This window comes from Streptomyces sp. SCUT-3 (assembly GCF_014083985.1).
Classification (GTDB): Bacteria; Actinomycetota; Actinomycetes; order Streptomycetales; family Streptomycetaceae; genus Streptomyces_H; species Streptomyces_H thermolineatus.
The window spans coordinates 1,682,454-1,699,636 of record NZ_CP046907.1 but is presented as its reverse complement, the minus strand read 5'-3'; the positions used below and the strand labels follow the sequence as shown (position 1 = coordinate 1,699,636).

Here is a 17,183-nt window from a genome sequence, read left to right as displayed (position 1 = left end):
CGGGGGACGGGCCCCGCACCGGCCCCCGGAATCCGGGGGCCGCGGCGGGGCCCGCCGCCGTCCGCGGGGAGGGCCCTCTGGCGGACGCGCGTAGACGGCGGCATCATCGTGCCGCACGCTCCGCGCCGACGGCGCCAACACCCCTTTCCCGCAAGGCTGTTCCCTCAGGAGGGAATCCCCATGACATCAGCCCGCACCCGGCTGCACCCGGTCCTGGCCGCCCTGGTCCTCGTCCTGTCGGTGCTCTTCGCACCCGGCGTCGGCCTGGTCTCCTCGGCCGGCGAGGCCCACGCGGTCACCAAGCTCACCCACTCCCAGGCGACCTCGATGCTCAAGTCCTCGGGCATCACCTGGTCCTCCAGCGGCGGGTGCTCGGACCGCTACAACTCCACCTGCACCTCGTTCGAGCAGGTCAACCTGGCCACCATCCAGGGCGCCCAGACCCTCAAGAGCGCCAGCGGCTGCGCACTGAACATCACCGGCGGCACCGAGACCGGCCACAGCAGCGGCACCTACAGCCACTGGAACGGCTACAAGCTGGACTACTCGCTCTACACCTGCGTCAGCAACTACATCACCGGCAACTTCACCTACATCGGGCTGCGCGGCGACGGCGCCCCCCAGTACAAGTCCGGCTCCGGCAACATCTACGCCAAGGAGGGCAACCACTGGGACGTGACGTACTACAACTGCGGCGGCTGCTGACCCGGCCCGGCAGCGGAAGGGGCCCCGCCGCGGCAGCGGCGGGGCCCCTTCCCCGTGTTCCTCCCCGGCGTACGCGGACCGTGCCGCGCGCCGGGCACGGCGGCTAGCGCAGACGCGCCATCAGCGCGTGTTCGACGAGGGTGATCAGTGCGCTCTTGGCGTCGGCGCGGTGGCGGGCGTCGGTGGTGATGATGGGTGCTTCGGGGCCGATCTGGAGGGCGTCGCGGACTTCTTCGGGGGTGTAGGGCTGGTGTCCGTCGAAGCCGTTGAGGGCGATGACGAAGGGGAGGCCGGAGTTCTCGAAGTAGTCGACGGCGGGGAAGCAGTCGGCGAGGCGGCGGGTGTCGACGAGGACGACGGCGCCGATGGCGCCGCGGACGAGGTCGTCCCACATGAACCAGAAGCGGTCCTGTCCGGGGGTGCCGAACAGGTAGAGGATGAGGTCCTCGTCGAGGGTGATGCGGCCGAAGTCCATGGCGACCGTGGTGGTCGTCTTGTCCGGGGCGTGGGTGAGGTCGTCGATGCCGGCGGAGGCGGAGGTCATGACGGCCTCGGTGCGCAGCGGGTTGATCTCGGAGACGGCTCCCACGAAGGTGGTCTTGCCGACACCGAAACCACCGGCCACGACGATCTTCGCCGACGTGGTGGAGCGGGCCCCAGCACCAGCACTCCCGTCGTACCCGGGGCTGCCGGCCTGCCCGTAACCGGCCGGAGTCTGGCTAGAGCTTGCGAAGTCCACTGAGCACCCTTTCGAGCAGTGTCACATCAGGCTGACCGCCGGCGGACTCGTCGCCACCGGGCTGGTGGATGGCGACCAGGCCGGACTCGGCCAGGTCGGCGACGAGGATCCGGGCGACGCCGAGGGGAATGGAGAGCAGCGCGGAGATCTCGGCTACCGATTTGATCTCCATGCACAGGTGGCAGATCCGCTGGTGCTCCGGCAGCAGGCCGGTCGTCCGGGACGGATCGGCGGTGGTGCTGACCAGTGCCTCGATGGCGAGCTGGTACCGCGGCCGGGTACGGCCGCCGGTCATGGCGTAGGGGCGCACCAGCGGCTGCTGGTCCGACCCCGTGACCGGTCCTCGGTGCGCGGCGGGCGGTGCCGCCGGGCCGGGGGCCGCGGGGGGTATGTGCGGTGCGGACGGTGCGGGCGGCGCCGTGTGGGGGGAAGCCGGCGAGGACGGCGAGGAGGGGAGGCCGAAGTGCTCGTACTGCTGCGGCCCGGAGCCCTGCCCGTGCTGCGGGTGGGCGCCCTGCCGGTACGGGTCCCGGTCACCTTCGTCACCGTAGGGACTGCCGTACGGGTATCCGCCTGGGGGCGTTGCCACGGTTCCTCCTCACGCTTGTCTGGGGCCGGCTTCCGGTCGGTCGGGCACTCGGGGAGCGCCCGACGCGCCACCGCACCTTACGGTCCGGCGGCGCGTCGTGCATGCCCGACGGCCTAGTTGAGCAGGCTTCCCTGGAGTTCGGCGCGCAGGTCGGGGGTGAGGACGGTGCCCGCCCGGTCGACGAGCAGGGCCATCTCGTAGCCGACGAGGCCGATGTCGCACTCCGGGTGGGCCAGGACGGCCAGCGAGGAGCCGTCGGAGACCGACATGATGAACAGGAAGCCCCGTTCCATCTCGACGACGGTCTGGGTGACGCTGCCGCCCTCGAAGATGCGGGAGGCTCCGGCGGTGAGCGAGGTCAGGCCGGAGGCCACCGCGGCCAGCTGGTCGGCGCGGTCACGGGGGAAGCCTTCGGACATGGCCAGCAGTAGTCCGTCGGCGGAGACCACCACGGTGTGGGACACCCCGGGGGTGTTGTCCACGAAATTGGTGATCAGCCAGTTCAGATTCTGTGCCGCCTGGCTCATCGGGCTCAACTAACGCTCCTGGTGGTTGGGGCCGAAGCCCTGTCCGTTGGTGTCAGTTCCTGCATTGCGCCCCTGCTGGACACCGCGGCGCAGGTTGCTCAGCCGGCCGCGGACCTCCTCGGGGGCGCGGGAGACCTGGGGGCCTCCCTGCTGGGTCTGCTGTGCGGTACCCGGGACCAGGTTGGCCTTGGGGACCCGCCGGGGCAGGCCGGAGGGGGTGACCCCGCCCGCCTGCGGCTCTCGGACCTGGGAAGCCCGCTGCCAGTGCTCGTCATTGGTGGAGAGCCACTCGTCACCACCCTCACCGCTCTGCCTCTGCCGATCCGCGGCGGCGGGGAAGTCCTCGGCCGCGCCGCCGTCCGGGCCGTTCCCCTCCTCGGACCGCCCCCACTGCCGTTCACGGCGCGGGAGGCCCGCGTCGTCGAACGAACGGGAGTTGTCCGGCGAGGGCCCGGGCCCGTCGAAGCTTACGCCGTCCTGCACCCCGTAGGAGGGGGCGGGGGCGGATTCCGCTTCCGGAGCGTAGGAGTCCGCACCCGTCGGGCCGGCGTACTCCGGGGAGTCGGGGTACCCGTCGGGCCGTCCGCCGGCGTAACCGTAGTCCCGGCCGTACTGCTGCTGGTCGTAACGGTCGTCGCCGTAAGCGGCCCCGTCGTACCCCGTGGCCTCGAACTGGTTACCAGCATAAGGGTGTTCGGCCTGGGAGTCCTCCCCGTACCCGGTGGAGGGGTATTCCGCTTCCCGGTAGTCCTGCCGCTGGTAGTCCTGCCCGGCGTAGTCCTGGCCGTCGTAGCCCTGCTCGGTGTAGGGCTGCTCGGTGTAGGGCTCCTCGCCCGTGTACGCGTCGTCCAGGTACGGCGGCTGCGGGCCGTAGTCCTGGCCGCCGCCCTGCGCGGCCTTGGGGCCCCCGTCGTGGAACTGCTGCTCCGCGGGCCGGTCCGAGGGGCCGGCGCCGAGCGCGGCCCGCCGCTCCTCGCGGAGCGCGGAGCGGCCCACGGGGTCGAGGGCCGGGGTGTCGGGACGCTCGTAGCGGCCGTCGTCGAAGCCCAGTTCGGCGGCGGTGCGCATGCCCGCATCGTGCCGGGCCACCGGCTTGTCGGGGACGATCCGGGAGACCTGGAAGTCGGTCTCCTCGGGCTCGGCGGCGCCGCCGCCGTGGGTGATCGGCTCGGGGAGCATGACCAGCGAGGTGGTGCCGGCCTGCTCGCCGGAGGGGCGCAGCTGGACGCGGATGCCGTGCCGGGCGGAGAGCCGTCCGACCACGAACAGGCCCATGCGCTTGGCGATCGCCACGTCCACGGTCGGCGGGTTGGCCAGCTTGTGGTTGATGTCCGCGAAGTCCTCGGCGGTCAGGCCGATTCCCTTGTCGTGGATCTCGACCATCACGCGGCCGTCGGGCAGCCGGGTGGCGGTGACGCGGACCTTGGTCTGCGGGGAGGAGAACGTGGTGGCGTTCTCCAGCAGCTCGGCCAGCAGGTGGACGAGGTCGTTCACGGCGGTGCCGTGGATCTCGGTCTCGGGGATCCCGAACAGCTCGATGCGCTCGTAGGACTCCACCTCGGAGGCGGCGGCGCGGAGCACGTCGACCAGCGGGACCGGCTGGGTCCAGCGGCGTCCGGGTTCCTCGCCCGCGAGGACCAGCAGGTTCTCGCCGTTGCGGCGCATGCGGGTGGCCAGGTGGTCCAGCTTGAACAGGTTCTCCAGCTGGTCCGGGTCGGCCTCGTTGTTCTCCAGGTCGGTGATCAGCGTCAGCTGGCGCTGGATCAGGCCCTGGTTGCGGCGCGAGAGGTTGGTGAAGATCGCGTTGACGTTGCCCCGCAGCAGCGCCTGCTCGGAGGCCAGGCGGACCGCCTCGCGGTGCACCTGGTCGAAGGCGCGGGCCACCTCGCCGATCTCGTCCCTGCCGAAGAGGGGGATCGGCCCGACGGTCGTGTCGACCTGCCCGGGGTCGGTCCTGGACAGGCTGGAGACCAGTTCGGGCAGGCGGGTCTCGGCGATGTCCATGGCGGAGGTGCGCAGGGTGCGCATGCCCTGGACCATCGACCGGGCCACCAGGCCGGTGAGGACGCCGGCGAGCGCCAGGGCCAGCAGCACGGCCACCGCGTTGACGATCGCGTCCCGCTGGGCCTCGGAGCGGATCTCCTCGGCCTGCCGGAGGATGTCCTCGGTGACGGCGAACTCGACCTCGGCGATCTGGTCCATCTCGGCCGAGGCCAGCCGGTACCAGGTCCGGTAGCTCAGCCCGGCCTTGTTCAGGGAGGTGCCCGGCGGGGTCGCGATGACGCGGCCCATGTACTCCTTGGCCGCGGCGCCGTCCTTGGCGGAGACCGTCTGGTCGTACAGCGCCAGGTCCTCGTCGGAGGCGGCGGCGCGGAACTCGCCCTCGGCCGTCTCCTTGGTCTTGGCGGCGGTCAGGATGGAGCTCGGGTCGACCGACAGCAGGTACCCGCGGCCGAAGGCGGTGGAGACCAGGGCGCGGGTGGTGGAGACCGAGGCCTTGGTGAGCGAGATGGTGTAGAGGCCGCGGCCGCGGCTGTTGATGTCGGACTCGCCGAAGTTCAGTTCGTTGGCGAACATCATCAGCGGGCGGAACATCTCGGAGTACGCCTGCTGCGTGGCGTTGGGGGAGAGCTGCGGCTTGTAGGCGGCCCTGCGCAGCGCCTCGAGGTCGGCGAGGGCCGTCTCTGCCGCCCTGACGCGCTTGGTGACGCGGGCGTTGTTCTCGATGTCGTCCGCGGAGGCGCGGAACACGGCCAGCGCCTCGTCGGTCTCCTTGCGGGCGGCGGCTATCTGCTCGTTGCCGGTGTCGCCGCGGGTGAGCGGGTAGGCCGATATGTCGCGCTCGTTCTGCAGGGCGTCGGACAGCACGGTGGCGTCGCGGGTGAGGATGGCGACCCGCGCGGCCTCGTCGGCCGCCTGCGCGCTCTCCACGGAGCTGTTGATCCGCAGGCCGGCGAAGACCAGGCCGGTCAGCACGGGGATGACGAGAATGGCCATCAGCCGGGTGGGCACACGCCAGTTGCGCAGCGCGAACCTGCTCCCGGAGGAGACGGCCTCCTCGGAGGGGGTTACGGGTGCCGCGGCGGGGGACGCCGTCGCGGGCGGCGTTCTGCGGCTGGGCGGGGTGAAGTTGCCTCGCGGCCCCGACTCCGCGTTTGCGGTGTCCTGGGTCGCGTCGCGCCGCTGCGCCGGACCCGTCTGCGTACGCCTCACTCGACCAACAACCTCTCGGCGGGAACCCGGCAGTCGACGTGCCGTGCTACTCAGGGGTTCAGCGATTGCAGCACGTCGGACGGACGCTGTCCAAACACCGGGTGAATCCCGCTGAGCACCCGCTCAGCGGGAGACAAAACGCCCAATCGTGTCGATGAATCCCCATTACGGGTTCGTAAGTTGCGCTCTGTGGAGCCGAACGGGCGCGCGCAGTGTCCACTGCGGCGCGATTCTCTGTCGAAATGTTATGAACACGAGGACCGGCCGTGTCCAAAGACAGCGGCCGGTCCTCGCGGGGCCGACAGGTTCCCTCGCCCGGTCCCTACTTCAGCCGTGCCAGCAGTGCGTGTTCGACGAGGGTGATCAGGGCGCTCTTGGCGTCGGCGCGGTGGCGGGCGTCGGTGGTGATGATGGGTGCTTCGGGGCCGATCTGGAGGGCGTCGCGGACTTCTTCGGGGGTGTAGGGCTGGTGTCCGTCGAAGCCGTTGAGGGCGATGACGAAGGGGAGGCCGGAGTTCTCGAAGTAGTCGACGGCGGGGAAGCAGTCGGCGAGCCGGCGGGTGTCGACGAGGACGACGGCGCCGATGGCGCCGCGGACGAGGTCGTCCCACATGAACCAGAAGCGGTCCTGTCCGGGGGTGCCGAACAGGTAGAGGATGAGGTCCTCGTCGAGGGTGATGCGGCCGAAGTCCATGGCGACCGTGGTGGTCGTCTTGTCCGGGGCGTGGGTGAGGTCGTCGATGCCGGCGGAGGCGGAGGTCATGACGGCCTCGGTGCGCAGCGGGTTGATCTCGGAGACGGCTCCCACGAAGGTGGTCTTGCCGACACCGAAACCACCGGCCACGACGATCTTCGCCGACGTGGTGGAGCGGCCGGCCGGAGCGGCGCTCCCGGCGTACTCTCCCCGACCGTCCGCCGTCTGCGGGTGCGGTCTAGAGCTTGCGAAGTCCACTGAGCACCCTCTCGAGCAGTGTCACGTCGGGCTGGCCGCCGGTGGACTCGTCGCCACCGGGCTGGTGGATGGCGACCATGCCGGCCTCGGCCAGGTCGGCGACGAGGATCCGGGCGACGCCGAGGGGAATGGAGAGCAGCGCGGAGATCTCCGCCACCGACTTGATCTCCATGCACAGGTGGCAGATCCGCTGGTGCTCCGGCAGCAGGCCGGTCGTCCGGGACGGATCCGCGGTGGTGCTGACCAGTGCCTCGATGGCGAGCTGGTACCGCGGCCGGGTACGGCCGCCGGTCATGGCGTAGGGGCGCACCAGCGGCTGCTGGTCGCCGTCTCCCCCGTACGACGCGTGGTGGGAAGCGCCGTACGGGCCCGGCGAGGCGGGTGGCGGTGTCATGGGTCCTCCGTGCGGAGCTCTCGGCGGCGGTCGGGCTGTGCGTACCGGGCGGTGCGGATCGTGCTCGGGTTCGGTCAGCCCAGCAGGCTTCCCTGGAGTTCGGCGCGCAGGTCGGGGGTGAGGACGGTGCCCGCCCGGTCGACGAGCAGGGCCATCTCGTAGCCGACGAGGCCGATGTCGCACTCCGGGTGGGCCAGGACGGCCAGCGAGGAGCCGTCGGAGACCGACATGATGAACAGGAAGCCCCGTTCCATCTCGACGACGGTCTGGGTGACGCTGCCGCCCTCGAAGATGCGGGAGGCTCCGGCGGTGAGCGAGGTCAGGCCGGAGGCCACCGCGGCCAGCTGGTCGGCGCGGTCACGGGGGAAGCCTTCGGACATGGCCAGCAGTAGTCCGTCGGCGGAGACCACCACGGTGTGGGACACCCCGGGGGTGTTGTCCACGAAATTGGTGATCAGCCAGTTCAGATTCTGTGCCGCCTGGCTCATGGGACTCAACTAACGCTCCTGCTGGTGAGAGGTGCCGAAACCGCCGCCGGCGTTGCCGCCGGCCTGACGGCCCTGCTGGATGCCGCGGCGCAGGTTGGTCAGCCTGCCCCGGACGTCGTCCGGAGCGCGGGAGACCTGCGGGCCCTCGACGGGCGGGGTCTGCTGTGCGGTACCCGGGACCAGGTTGGCCTTGGGGACCCGCCGGGGCAGGCCCGACGGGGTGATGCCGCCGGCCTGCGGCTTGCGGATCTGCTCGGCCCGCCGCCAGCCCTCGTCGTTCGGCGAGGACCGCCAGTGGGGGGCGGAGGGGTCGGCGGCCTCCGCCCGGCCCCGGCCGTCCGGACCGGCCTGACCGCCCAGGTCGGGGCCGGCCGTGCGGGACGCGGGGGGTTCGTGGTGCGGGGAGGCGGGTGCCACCGGACGCCGCGGGGGCAGCGGGGCCTGCGGCGCCTGCTGCTCCCGGGGGAGCCGGGGCTCCTGCGCCTGCCCGGCGGTTCCGGGCCCCTGCGGGGCGTCGGGGTGCGGGGCCCCGCCCTGCGACTGGTGGAACCAGTCCGACTCGATCGCCTCGAATATGGGCGTGCGCTCGTCACCGCGGCTGGGTGCCGGGGGCAGGGCCATGGGGGAGGAGGAGGGCGGCAGCTGCTGCTCCGGCCGCACGGGCTGCTGCTCCGGCCGCACGGGCTGCGGCGCGGGCGGCTGCGGCGCGGGCGGCTGCGGCGCGGGCGGCTGGGGACGGCGCACCAGGCCGCCCCCGGTCTCCTCGACCGGGTACTGCGGCCGGGCCGCCGGCCCACGGCCGCCCTGGCCGCCGGGCGAGAAGAGGTCGGGGCGGGCGAACGCCTGGGTGCTGCCCGCGTCCTGGTGCTCCCGCGGCCACTCGCCCCGGACCGGCTCGGAGCGGGGCGAGTCGGCGCCCGGCCGCTCGGAGGGCACCCGGCGCGGGGGCAGGGGCGGCTCGCCCCGGCCCGTCCGGCCGCCCGGCGCACCGGACGGTGAGGGGTGCCGGTCCCCGTGGCCCGGTGCCCCCGGCGCGCCGGGGGAGGGCTGCTGGGCGTGGCGGGGCCCCTGCGGGCCCGCGGAGGGCTGCGCCGGCCGGGCGACGGCGTCGCCCGGGGCGCCGGGGTTCCTGCCGGGCGCGTGGCCCGTGCCGCGGCCTCCCGGCCGCTGCGGGGCTCCGGGCCTGCCGCCGGCCCCCGGTCCGCCGCGGCCGGCCGGTCCGCGGCCCGCGGGCCCCGGTCCGTCGGCGCCGGGCAGCGCCGGGCGCTGGCGTCCGGCCGCGACCTGTCCGGGCTGCGGACCGAGGCCCGCGGGCGGCACCTGGCCCTGCCCGCCGCCGGGCTGCCCGTTCCGGCCGCGGTTGCCGGGGACGGCCTTGCCGTTCTGCGTGACGTCCACCGGCAGCATGACCAGGGCGGTTGTGCCGCCCGAGTCGGAGGGGCGCAGCTGGATGCGGATGCCGTGCCGGCGCGACAGGCGGCCGACCACGAACAGGCCCATGCGGCGCGAGACCGACACGTCCACCGTCGGGGGGTTGGCGAGCCGCTCGTTGATGTCGGCCAGGTCCTCCGGGGACAGGCCGATGCCGGTGTCGTGGATCTCGATCAGCACCCGGCCGTCGGGCAGGGCGTGGCCGGTGACGCGGACCTTGGTCTGCGGGGAGGAGAACGAGGTGGCGTTCTCCAGCAGCTCGGCCAGCAGGTGCACCAAGTCGTTGACGACGCGGCCGGCGACCTCGGTGGCGGGCACCGAGGTCAGCTCGATGCGCTCGTACTGCTCCACCTCGGAGGCGGCGGCGCGGAGCACGTCGACCAGCGGCACGGGGCGCGTCCAGCGGCGTCCGGGCTCCTCGCCCGCGAGGACCAGCAGGTTCTCGCCGTTGCGGCGCATGCGGGTGGCCAGGTGGTCCAGCTTGAACAGGTTGGACAGCTGGTCCGGGTCCGCCTCGCGGCTCTCCAGCTCGGAGATGAGCGTCAGCTGGCGCTGGATCAGTCCCTGGCTGCGGCGCGAGAGGTTGGTGAACATCGCGTTGACGTTGCCCCGCAGCAGCGCCTGCTCGGCGGCCAGGCGCACCGCCTCGCGGTGCACCTCCTCGAACGCGTGGGCCACCCGGCCGATCTCGTCGGTCGAGTCGATGCCGATCGGCTCGATCGAGGTGTCCACGTCCTGCGGGTCCGCCTCGGACAGCTGCTTGACCAGCTCCGGCAGCCGCTTCTGCGAGACCTCCTGCGCGGTGTCCTGGAGCCTGCGCAGGCTGCGGATCATGGAGCGGGCCATGACGAAGGAGCCGACGAGCGCCACGCCGAGGACGAGCACGACCACCGCGCCGTTGAGGAGCGCGTCGCGCTGCGCCTCGGTGCGCAGCTGACGGGCCTGCTGCTCCATGTCGTTGAGCAGCTGCGACTGGATCTTGCTCATCTCGTCGATCTTCGTCGACGACTTGTCGTACCAGTCGCGCGAGGACAGCCCGCCGGTCTTCAGCGTGGAGGGCTTCTTGAGCACCCGCTCGCGGAACTCGTCGGCCTCGCGGACCTCGGGGATGTCGCCGTCGATCGCCCTGGTCAGCTTCAGGGACGCCTCGTTGCCGTAGATCTGCGCGAACCGGGCGAGGGCGGCCTCCTCCGCCTGGGCGGTGGTGTTGCCGAAGAACGCGTCGGCCTCGGACAGCTCGGGGCCGCCCTTGCGGGCCAGCGCGGCGCTGATCAGCGCCCGCTGCATCGACTCGTACTCCTTGGCGTTGGAGAACGAGGCCAGGGCGCGGGTGGCGCCGATCATCTCGGTGTTGCTGGTGGCCTGCGCCATGTCCTGGGACAGGGCCAGGAGCAGCTCGATCAGCTGGTTGTACGAGGAGACCGTCTGGGACAGGTAGTCCTCGTTGGTGTAGGCGTCGTTGCGCAGCTGGTTGATGGTGTTCAGCTGGTTGATGATCTGGGTCGCCGTGCTGCGGATGCCCGGCAGGTCGTTGTCGTTCTCGAGGTCCTTGCTGGCCGAGGTGAACGACGAGATGGCGGCGTCGGTCGCCTCGCGGGTGGCGACGACGTCGTCGTCCTTGCGGTTGCCGGCGGTCAGCGGGTCGGCCGACTTGTCGCGCTCCTCCTGCAACGCGTCGGCGAGCAGGGTCGCCTGGCGCGTCATCTCGGTGAGCGTGGTCATGTGCTCGAGCTGGTCGACGTTCTGCAGGGACTGCTGGATGCGGAGCACGCCCAGCGAGGTCGCCGCGACCACGGGGAGGGCCAGCAGCGAGAGCAGACGGGTGCTGATGCTCCAGTTGCGCATGCGTATTCGGGAGGCGTGCCTGCCTCCCTCCCGGGCGGGCGGGGCCTCCTCGTCGGGCACCACCGGGCCCTTGGGCTCGGGGCCTGAGGAACCGGGGCCCTTCCGCGGACCTGCGGAAGGGGTGGCCCCGCGCGTTTCGGCAGTCGGGGCGTGCGGCGGCACGGGGCCGCGGCCGGCTCCGCCGCGCGGCTCCGGGTCACCCGCAGCGCCGCCATCCTTCTTGAAACGTCCCTGCACTAGCGTCGCAACCTCTGGACCAGGCGTCCGCCGCACGAACGGCAGGACGGTGTCGAGTCTGTGGAACCCGTGCCCCCGACTCGGGGCGGCCGGGCGTGGCCGGTTCCCCGCCGCGCCGTGCTGCCCTTCCCCCCTGCGCACCGGCTGTTTACTGACACGGCGGTCCGTGGAATTGCAGCACAGCCGGGCACCCGCAACAAGGTGCACGGGCCGGACGCAGCACTCGGTGACGCTCAGCTCGTGGTCAACTACGGCGGGTCCACGACGTTTCCGCGATAACGGACTTTTGACCCGTGGCTTCGCGGTGGAGCGGCCTGTCCCGCTCGCGCCGATCGAGGGACATTGGTCCGCAATGACCGGTTCGCGGTGGTGCGGATGTCGGATTCGTGCGCCCGAATCGCCTTGTTTGTCCGCCAGTTGGTGAGGAAAATCACAGGCTCGCGGAGGGGTGCGGGGGCCCGGGTCCGGGAAGCACCGTCCTAATCTGACGCTCTACCCGGGGTGCGCGTTCCCGACAAGCCGCCGGTATCCAGATTCCGTCTCCGACACTTCCGAGGTCAAGGCCCGCCCATGAAGACGACCATGCTCTCCCGTTCCATCGCCAACCCGCGGCGCACCACCCTGGCGCACCTGAAGGACGCCGAGACGCCGAAGCCGGGCGCACTGGCCGGCACGGAGGAGCCCGCGGCCGAGGCGCTGCCCTCCAGCACGGCGAACCCCCGCCGCACCGTGCTCATGGACCTCCCCACCGCCTGATCCCGAGGAAGCACCGGCCCCCGGGGCGCGCGGTCGCGCGGACGGGTCCTCCGGGCCCCCGGGTCGCGGCACGCCGCCGGGCCCGGGGGCCCGCGCACGTCCGGGGCCGATCCGCCCCGCGATAGCCTGGAGCGCCAGTCTCCGGCCAGTGATCCAGTGAGGGGCGGCAGTCACCCGTGCGCATCGCCAGGTTCTCCATCGACGGCAATGTGGCCTTCGGCGCGGTCGAGGGCGACCCCGCCGGGCCGGACGGCCTCGTCGTCGACGTCATCAAGGGCATCCCGTTCGCGGAGTTCGAGCTCTCCGGCACGAAGATCCCCCTGGACAAGGTCCGGCTCCTCCCGCCGGTGCTGCCCAGCAAGATCGTGGCCGTCGGCCGCAACTACGCGGAGCACGCCGCGGAGATGGGCGGCGAGGTGCCCGAGGTCCCGGTGACCTTCTTCAAGCCCTCCACCTCCGTGGTCGGCCCCGGCGACCCGATCGTCCTCCCCGCGTTCTCCCGCGAGGTGCACCACGAGGCCGAGCTCGCCGTCGTCATCGGCCGCATGTGCCGGGAGGTGCCGCGCGAGCGCGCCGCCGAGGTGATCCTCGGCTACACCTGCGCCAACGACGTCACCGCGCGCGACGTCCAGCGGAGCGAGGAGCAGTGGGCGCGCGCCAAGGGCTTCGACACCTCCTGCCCCCTCGGCCCCTGGATCGAGACCGACGTCGACCCCGCCGACCTGGCGGTCACCGCCACCGTCAACGGCGAACTGCGCCAGGCGGGCCGCACCGGCCAGATGGTCCGCTCCGTGGCCGACCTGATCGTGCACGTCACCGAGGCCATGACGCTGCTCCCCGGCGACGTCCTCCTCACCGGCACCCCGGCCGGGGTCGGGCCCATCGAGGCCGGCGACGAGGTCGCCGTCACCGTCGAGGGCATCGGAACCCTCACCAACAAGGTGGTCAGGGGCCGCTAGCGCGCCGGTGCGGCCCCGCTCCCGTCTCCGGGGGCCGGCCGCGGGCGGACGAGCGGTCCGGGGTGCTCCGGGGGGCGGGGATATCGGTTTTGGAGCCCCGCTCACCATCGGGTAATGTTCTTCCTGCGCCGCCCGGGAAGGCCGAAAGGCCCGGACCGCAAGGCGCAAACCGAACAAAACCCTTCCGGGGGTTGCGTTTTGGTGGGGTATGGTGTAATTGGCAGCACGAGTGATTCTGGTTCACTTAGTCTAGGTTCGAGTCCTGGTACCCCAGCAGAGGATCCCTGAGGATCTTCTGGCAGAGCAGTACCGAGCCCCCGTTGTGTAGCGGCCTAGCACGCTGCCCTCTCAAGGCAGTAGCGCCGGTTCGAATCCGGTCGGGGGTACTGATCCTGCAGATCGTCGACATCCGGTCAGTCGCCGGCGTCGGAATGCGGGATCGTCTGGGGCCCCCGTTGTGTAGCGGCCTAGCACGCCGCCCTCTCAAGGCGGTAGCGCCGGTTCGAATCCGGTCGGGGGTACTGGTCCATACCATGGGCTATGGTGTAATTGGCAGCACGAGTGATTCTGGTTCATTTAGTCTAGGTTCGAGTCCTGGTAGCCCAGCGCAGTACTCACGCCCCCGTTGTGTAGCGGCCTAGCACGCCGCCCTCTCAAGGCGGTAGCGCCGGTTCGAATCCGGTCGGGGGTACGTCGGAGGAAGGCCTCCCGCACATGCGGGAGGCCTTCCTCGCGTTCACAGGCCGAACCGCTCCACCGTCTCCTCCTCCAGCGCCAGGCGGCGCAGCCCGAGCAGCACCGGCTCGAAGAGCAGCGTGTACGCGACTGCGGCCTCCACCTGCTCCAGGTGCGTGGGGAACTCCTCGATGTCGTCCAGGCCCTGCACGGCCATCTGCCGGACCTGTCGGGCGTACGGGGCGAGGAGGTCCGCGTCGCACGGGTAGCCGAGCCGCAGCAGTGTCGCCACGGCGCCCGTCAGGGCCCGGTGGGCGGGGGAGAGCTCCCCGATCTCGCGGGCGTGCGCCCAGCCGTCCCGCTCCAGCAGGCGGTCGACCTCCCGGCGGGCCGCGGCGAGGGCGTCGTCGTCCTCCGGCTCCGGTCCGCCGGGCAGCGCCCACAGGGCCGCCCCCATCCGGAAGGTCCGGTTGAGCGAGGTGTCGTCGACGGACGCCAGGACCTCGCGGACGGTGGCGACCGGGACCCGGGCGATCTGGACGAGCGCCCGCACCAGGCGCAGCCGGCGCAGGTGCTCCTCGTCGTACTCGGCCTGTGTGGCGGTGATCCGGCGACCGGGGGGCAGTACCCCTTCCCGCAGGTAGTACTTGATCGTGGCGGTGGACACCCCGCTGCGATCGCTCAGTTCGGCCAGCCGCATCTCTTGCGCCCTTCATTGGTGAGTGCCACTATCCAACCTATTGGACAGTGTCGCTGCCCTACATGATGGAGGGAGCCCGCCATGGCTGCGGAAATGCCGACGGAGCAGGAGGCCGCGAGGCTGCTGGAGGAGCGCAGGACCGCGGGGGCCGAGGGGGAGGTGGTCGTCCTGCTGATCGGGATGCGCATCAACCGCTTCGCGGCCGTGCGGTCCTGGCTGCCGGTGATGACGGGCATGCTGCGCATGCTGCGGGAGCTGGAGGGCGACCGGGAGGCGGGGCTGCTGTGGCACCGGCGGCTCACCGCGTCGCCGCGCGAGTACACGGTCGTCCAGTACTGGGAGTCCGCCGGCAAGCTCCTGGCGTACGCCTCGGACCGGGACAAGCGGCACCACCCGGCCCGGGCGGACTTCTACCGGCGCGCGCGGCGGTCCCGGGGCCGGGTCGGCATCTGGCACGAGACGTACGTGGTGCCGGCCGGCTCCCACGAGTCGATCTACTGGGGCATGCCGCCGTACGGCCTGTCGGCGGCCCACGGCGCGGTCCCGCTCGCCCGCCGCGGCCTGACCGCCGGGGAGCGACTGGGCAGGTAGGCGCCCGCGCGCCGCCACGGGGCCCGACCGCCGCCGAACCCGGCGGCGGTCGGGCCCCGTGGTCGTCGGCGGCGGCGCCCCGGCCTGCGGGGAGGCCCGGGGCGGGCTCAGCCGCCGTTGCGGCGCAGCGCCTCGCTGAGGCGCCCGGCGGCGTCCATGACCGCCTGGGCGTGCATGCGTCCCGGGTGGCGGGTCAGCCGCTCGATCGGCCCGGAGACCGAGACGGCGGCGACCACGCGGTTCGACGGGCCGCGCACCGGCGCGGAGACCGAGGCGACGCCCGGCTCCCGCTCGCCGATGGACTGGGCCCAGCCGCGGCGGCGCACCCCGGACAGCGCGGTGGCGGTGAAACGGGCCCCCTGCAGACCGCGGTGGAGCCGCTCGGGCTCCTCCCAGGCGAGGAGCACCTGCGCGGCGGAGCCGGCCTTCATCGGCAGCGTGCTGCCCACCGGGACGGTGTCCCGCAGTCCGGACAGCCGCTCGGCGGCGGCCACGCAGATGCGCATGTCGCCCTGGCGGCGGTAGAGCTGGGCGCTCTCCCCGGTGACGTCGCGCAGGTGCGTCAGCACCGGGCCGGCGGTCGCCAGCAGCCGGTCCTCGCCCGCGGCCGCGGCGAGTTCGGCCAGCCTGGGGCCGAGGATGAACCGGCCCTGCATGTCGCGGGCGACCAGCCGGTGGTGTTCGAGCGCCACCGCGAGGCGGTGGGCGGTGGGGCGGGCGAGTCCGGTGGCGGCGACGAGGCCGGCCAGGGTGGCCGGGCCGGATTCCAGGGCGCCGAGCACCAGCGCCGCCTTGTCGAGAACGCCGACACCGCTAGAGTTGTCCATGCTCCGATACTTACGTCTCAAAGTGTGAAACGCAAGTTCAATTTTCCCGAGACGCCCCTACTGTCGAAGAGCAAGAGAAGCCGGGCCTAGTTGTGGCCGGCAGCGACGCCGGCCGAAGGGAAAGCGATGGGTAGGACACTGGCGGAGAAGGTCTGGGACGACCACGTCGTCCGGCGCGCCGAGGGCGAGCCCGACCTGCTCTTCATCGACCTGCACCTCCTGCACGAGGTGACCAGCCCCCAGGCGTTCGACGGGCTCCGCCTGAGCGGCCGGACCGTGCGGCGGACCGACCTGACCATCGCCACCGAGGACCACAACACCCCCACCCTCGACATCGACAAGCCGATCGCCGACCCGGTCTCGCGCACCCAGCTGGAGACCCTGCGCCGCAACTGCGCGGAGTTCGGGGTGCGGCTGCACCCGCTGGGCGACGTCGAGCAGGGCGTGGTGCACGTGGTGGGCCCGCAGCTGGGACTGACCCAGCCCGGCATGACGGTGGTGTGCGGCGACAGCCACACCTCCACCCACGGCGCGTTCGGCGCGCTGGCCTTCGGCATCGGCACCAGCCAGGTCGAGCACGTGCTGGCCACCCAGACGCTGCCGATGAGCCCCTTCCGGACCATGGCGGTCACCGTCGAGGGCGAACTGCCCGAGGACGTCACCGCCAAGGACCTGATCCTGGCGGTCATCGCCCGGATCGGCACCGGCGGCGGCCAGGGCTACGTGATCGAGTACCGCGGGTCCGCCGTCGAGAAGCTGTCGATGGAGGCCCGGATGACGATCTGCAACATGTCGATCGAGGCCGGTGCCCGCGCGGGCATGATCGCCCCCGACGAGACCACCTTCGCCTACCTCGAGGGCCGTCCCCACGCCCCGCAGGGCGAGGACTGGGACGCGGCGGTCGAGTACTGGCGCACCCTGCGCACCGACGACGACGCGGTCTTCGACCACGAGGTCGTCATCGACGCCGCCGAGCTGGCCCCGTTCGTCACGTGGGGCACCAACCCCGGCCAGGGTGCCCCGCTGAGCACCTCCGTCCCCGACCCGGAGTCCTTCGCCGACCCCAGCGAGCGGCAGGCCGCGCAGAGGGCGCTGGAGTACATGGGGCTGACCGCGGGTCAGCCGCTGCGCGAGATCGCCGTGGACACCGTCTTCGTCGGCTCCTGCACCAACGGCCGGATCGAGGACCTGCGGGCGGCGGCCTCCCTGCTCCAGGGGCGCAGGGTCGCCGACGGGGTCCGCATGCTCGTCGTGCCCGGCTCGGTCCGGGTGGCTCTGCAGGCGGTCGAGGAGGGCCTGGACAAGGTGTTCACCGCCGCGGGCGCGGAATGGCGGCACGCCGGGTGCTCGATGTGCCTGGGCATGAACCCCGACCAGCTCGCCCCCGGCGAGCGGTCCGCCTCCACCTCCAACCGCAACTTCGAGGGCCGCCAGGGCAAGGGCGGCCGCACCCACCTGGTCTCGCCGCAGGTCGCCGCCGCGACCGCCGTGCTCGGCCGCCTCGCGTCCCCCGCCGACCTGGCCGACGTCCCGACCCTCGTGGAGGCCTGAACCG

At 72.3% G+C, this 17,183-nt stretch carries 15 protein-coding genes and 5 tRNA genes; 10 read left to right on the top strand and 10 right to left on the bottom strand.

What is annotated here, in order from left to right:
* Positions 1-180: 180 nt before the first annotated feature.
* On the top strand, positions 181-705 hold the full coding sequence (locus GQS52_RS07390) for a hypothetical protein (protein WP_182312530.1): 525 nt from the start codon (positions 181-183) through the stop codon (positions 703-705).
* A 103-nt stretch (positions 706-808) separates the two neighbouring features.
* Here the strand turns inward: GQS52_RS07390 and GQS52_RS07385 are convergent, their stop codons facing one another.
* The 8 genes from GQS52_RS07385 to GQS52_RS07350 form a co-directional block, all read right to left on the bottom strand.
* Positions 809-1,336, bottom strand: coding sequence for an ATP/GTP-binding protein (locus tag GQS52_RS07385; protein WP_182316276.1), 528 nt, complete (start codon positions 1,334-1,336; stop codon positions 809-811).
* A gap of 88 nt (positions 1,337-1,424) precedes the next feature.
* Positions 1,425-2,033 carry a DUF742 domain-containing protein gene (locus GQS52_RS07380; protein ID WP_182312528.1) on the bottom strand — a complete coding sequence of 203 codons (609 nt, stop codon included), beginning with the start codon at positions 2,031-2,033 and terminating at the stop codon, positions 1,425-1,427.
* 113 nt (positions 2,034-2,146) lie between these two features.
* The gene (locus GQS52_RS07375; protein WP_182316275.1) at positions 2,147-2,560 is read right to left on the bottom strand and encodes a roadblock/LC7 domain-containing protein; all 414 of its coding nucleotides are present in this window, start codon (positions 2,558-2,560) and stop codon (positions 2,147-2,149) included.
* 9 nt (positions 2,561-2,569) lie between these two features.
* Complete coding sequence (locus tag GQS52_RS07370) at positions 2,570-5,773, bottom strand: nitrate- and nitrite sensing domain-containing protein (protein ID WP_182312526.1); 3,204 nt, start codon at positions 5,771-5,773, stop codon at positions 2,570-2,572.
* A gap of 322 nt (positions 5,774-6,095) precedes the next feature.
* The gene (locus GQS52_RS07365; RefSeq protein WP_182316274.1) at positions 6,096-6,623 is read right to left on the bottom strand and encodes an ATP/GTP-binding protein; all 528 of its coding nucleotides are present in this window, start codon (positions 6,621-6,623) and stop codon (positions 6,096-6,098) included.
* Positions 6,624-6,705: 82 nt separating this feature from the next.
* A complete protein-coding gene (locus tag GQS52_RS07360) occupies positions 6,706-7,119 on the bottom strand; it encodes a DUF742 domain-containing protein (RefSeq protein ID WP_182312524.1) in 414 nt (137 codons plus the stop codon).
* Positions 7,120-7,193: 74 nt separating this feature from the next.
* Positions 7,194-7,616, bottom strand: a complete 423-nt coding sequence (locus tag GQS52_RS07355) for a roadblock/LC7 domain-containing protein (RefSeq protein ID WP_182312522.1) — start codon at positions 7,614-7,616, stop codon at positions 7,194-7,196.
* Positions 7,617-11,120, bottom strand: coding sequence for a nitrate- and nitrite sensing domain-containing protein (locus tag GQS52_RS07350; protein ID WP_182312520.1), 3,504 nt, complete (start codon positions 11,118-11,120; stop codon positions 7,617-7,619).
* A gap of 570 nt (positions 11,121-11,690) precedes the next feature.
* Here GQS52_RS07350 and GQS52_RS07345 point away from each other — a divergent pair.
* The 7 genes from GQS52_RS07345 (at position 11,691) to GQS52_RS07315 (ending at position 13,526) form a co-directional block, all read left to right on the top strand.
* Complete coding sequence (locus GQS52_RS07345) at positions 11,691-11,876, top strand: hypothetical protein (protein WP_182312518.1); 186 nt, start codon at positions 11,691-11,693, stop codon at positions 11,874-11,876.
* A 176-nt stretch (positions 11,877-12,052) separates the two neighbouring features.
* Positions 12,053-12,835 (top strand): fumarylacetoacetate hydrolase family protein, encoded by a 783-nt coding sequence (locus tag GQS52_RS07340; RefSeq protein WP_182312516.1) that lies wholly within the window; start codon positions 12,053-12,055, stop codon positions 12,833-12,835.
* A 202-nt stretch (positions 12,836-13,037) separates the two neighbouring features.
* Positions 13,038-13,109, top strand: a tRNA-Gln gene (locus tag GQS52_RS07335).
* 39 nt (positions 13,110-13,148) lie between these two features.
* Positions 13,149-13,221: transfer RNA gene (locus GQS52_RS07330), tRNA-Glu, on the top strand.
* Between the two features lie 62 nt (positions 13,222-13,283).
* A tRNA-Glu gene (locus tag GQS52_RS07325) sits at positions 13,284-13,356 on the top strand.
* A 13-nt stretch (positions 13,357-13,369) separates the two neighbouring features.
* Positions 13,370-13,441: transfer RNA gene (locus GQS52_RS07320), tRNA-Gln, on the top strand.
* Between the two features lie 12 nt (positions 13,442-13,453).
* A tRNA-Glu gene (locus tag GQS52_RS07315) sits at positions 13,454-13,526 on the top strand.
* Positions 13,527-13,571: 45 nt separating this feature from the next.
* Here the strand turns inward: GQS52_RS07315 and GQS52_RS07310 are convergent.
* Entirely contained in the window at positions 13,572-14,210 is a 639-nt protein-coding gene (locus GQS52_RS07310) for a MerR family transcriptional regulator (RefSeq protein WP_182312514.1), read from the bottom strand.
* Positions 14,211-14,291: 81 nt separating this feature from the next.
* Between GQS52_RS07310 and GQS52_RS07305 the strand changes: the two genes are divergently transcribed.
* The gene (locus GQS52_RS07305) at positions 14,292-14,801 is read left to right on the top strand and encodes a DUF4188 domain-containing protein (RefSeq protein ID WP_182312513.1); all 510 of its coding nucleotides are present in this window, start codon (positions 14,292-14,294) and stop codon (positions 14,799-14,801) included.
* Between the two features lie 107 nt (positions 14,802-14,908).
* On the opposite strand, the gene ndgR is transcribed toward GQS52_RS07305, so the two are convergent.
* Positions 14,909-15,628: an IclR family transcriptional regulator NdgR gene (ndgR, locus tag GQS52_RS07300; RefSeq protein ID WP_182312512.1), complete on the bottom strand. Its 720-nt coding sequence runs from the start codon at positions 15,626-15,628 to the stop codon at positions 14,909-14,911.
* Between the two features lie 126 nt (positions 15,629-15,754).
* Between ndgR and leuC the strand changes: the two genes are divergently transcribed.
* Positions 15,755-17,179, top strand: coding sequence for a 3-isopropylmalate dehydratase large subunit (gene leuC / locus GQS52_RS07295; protein ID WP_182312511.1), 1,425 nt, complete (start codon positions 15,755-15,757; stop codon positions 17,177-17,179).
* Positions 17,180-17,183 lie beyond the last annotated feature (4 nt).